Here is a 1,764-nt window from a genome sequence, read left to right as displayed (position 1 = left end):
GGCGATTACCGGCACCCGTAAAGAAAAAGCTAAAATGGAGACAATCGATCCGCGTTCGGTAAAAAGCATTCGCCTGAAAGTGTATCTTGCCGATTACCAAGGCTCCGACGGCAAAATCAGTTCCGACTTAACCACCATTCCAATGAAGTGAGTGCAATATGAATCAAAATAAAGCATACAAATCTTTAAAATATTCCATCCGACAATGCGGAGAAGATGAAATTGAAATTCGCAATTCTTTTTTTGACGGTTATACTCGAGGATTTATTCGGCTTTTATTTATTGGTGTTTTTTGCATGAGTTGGTATCAAAATGCCAAATATAAAGCCCCCCCTTTTTCTTATGAAATAAGAGCAATAAAGGAAGACTTTGATGCAGTTTTTTTTCCTGATAAAGGAATTGCTGAATTATATGAGGAACATATAAAAATAAGATCAGATCCTGAATTTATTAGAGATTTTCCAAATGCAAAGATTAAATCATATGAAGAATTTAGAAAACCTTACATAGAGCGAGATAAATGGAACAGAATTCGATTTTTCTTCCACCCAATTTGGATGGCATTTCTGCTATTTTTATTCTGTCTGCCACGCCCCCGTGGAATCAGAGTCAACCGAAAAAAACGGATTATTTATGCGCCGATTTTAAACGGCACCTACCGCGTCGCCTTTGTGCCGAAAGAAGGTGACCCGCTGGGCGGCGTAGTCTATTCCTGTTATGGCCCACACCCTTTGGGCGGAGAAAGTTTATACTCTTTTGTGATGGCCATTCGAGAAGAGAAGAATATGCTTCTATCCCGTCATTATTTGGGCGTGTATCCTTCTGTGACTTCCAAGCAAAGCATTGATATTTTAAACGCCATTCGGGCTTATCTCACAGAAGATAACCCTGAATTTTTAAAACACATCAAACCCCGTTTTAGCGTATGGCATTACATCGCCACTATCCCGTTTTGCAACGCTTTTGCCCTTCCCGTGCCGTTTAACCGCGCTAAAGCGGATAAAGCCATTGAAAGCGCACTGGCCGACTGGAATAAGAAAACCAACAACCAAAAACAAAAATGGTTTAAATCCATCGCCGAAGAACAAAAGCTGATTAACGAAGAACACTCGGCGGAAGGGTTGGACAATCAGGCAAAATAAGTCGTTGAAGGCAAAAGTGCGGTAAAATTTTTCAACGTTTTTTAAAATGTTTGGAAAATCAACCGCACTTTTATTTTTTATGAACATTAGAATAGAAAGCTTCCTATAAGGTATACTAAATTCATAAACATCAGATTCAGAAATAATAAGGAAAATGATGAATCGAAATAAAATTTACCATGATCTTGGCTTTTCTATTCGCAAAGTCAATAAAGATGAAATAGAAATCAAAAACTCAACTTTTGATGGCTATTTACGTGGTTTTTTCAGAACTCTTATTATTGGCATTTTCTCTGTAATTGCATTTTTAGATCTCCAACACAAAGAAACTCCTCTATTGGGAATATATCAGTCAATAGAAAAAGACTTTATATGGGCTTTTAATCCAGACAAAATAATTAAGCCTTTATATAGTGAATATGTTATTTTTGAAACTAACCCAGAAATGATAAAAAAATATAATATAACAGAAAAAATAAAACCTTATGAAGAATTCAAAGAACCATACTTAAAAAAGCATTTCTGGGATCGCATTTCTGCATATCTTTATTTGATTGGAATCCCACTAGTCTTTTTTCTCTTTTTCTACCCCCGCCACCGCTCAATTCGACTTAACCGTAAA

General features: G+C 36.6%; 1 protein-coding gene and 1 pseudogene. Both read left to right on the top strand.

From position 1 onward, the window contains the following. Positions 1 to 158 precede the first annotated feature (158 nt). Positions 159 to 1,142 carry an HMG-box domain-containing protein gene (locus tag HMPREF3263_RS06225; protein WP_070853102.1) on the top strand — a complete coding sequence of 328 codons (984 nt, stop codon included), beginning with the start codon at positions 159 to 161 and terminating at the stop codon, positions 1,140 to 1,142. A 154-nt stretch (positions 1,143 to 1,296) separates the two neighbouring features. Beyond that, positions 1,297 to 1,764, top strand: a pseudogene (locus tag HMPREF3263_RS06220) (hypothetical protein); the annotation flags it as partial.

The organism is Haemophilus sp. HMSC61B11 (assembly GCF_001838615.1).
GTDB lineage: Bacteria > Pseudomonadota > Gammaproteobacteria > Enterobacterales > Pasteurellaceae > Haemophilus_D > Haemophilus_D parainfluenzae_AD.
The sequence above is the reverse complement of the archived record's forward strand: the minus strand, read 5'-3'. Positions and strand labels throughout refer to the sequence as shown.